A 371-nucleotide genomic window follows, 5' to 3' on the forward strand; every position below is an offset into this window, starting at 1 on the left:
GCTAGCTACCAAAGAAGCTGCCAAAGAAGTTAACGTTAGCCAAGATGATGATGCATAAAACGTCAGTGGATTTGAATTTGGCAACGTTCACACAATGCGCACCTGAGACTGTGCAAGCGCAACCCGTGGTAGAGCTAGTGTTAGCGCTAGGTAGTAACTATCAAGCCGACAAGTATCTCCCGCTTGCTCGGCAACGCTTGGCAGCGCTAGGTGCAGTGCGATTGTCTACGGCTTTTCAAAATCCTGATTTTACTGCAACATTGGAACAGCCAAAGCCTGACTATACCAATCAGTGTGTCCATCTAACATTGACCACACCGATAAGCCTGCAGCAACTACAGCAAACTTTTAAAACGCTTGAAGGCGATTGT

At 46.9% G+C, this 371-nt stretch carries 1 protein-coding gene; it reads left to right on the plus strand.

The features are described from left to right. Window positions 1-44: 44 nt before the first annotated feature. Window positions 45-371 (plus strand): hypothetical protein (locus SB725_RS30295; protein WP_410923039.1); only part of this gene is annotated, 327 nt, incomplete at its 3' end.

This window comes from Pseudomonas sp. SIMBA_041 (assembly GCF_046535095.1).
Lineage (GTDB): Bacteria > Pseudomonadota > Gammaproteobacteria > Pseudomonadales > Pseudomonadaceae > Aquipseudomonas > Aquipseudomonas mucoides.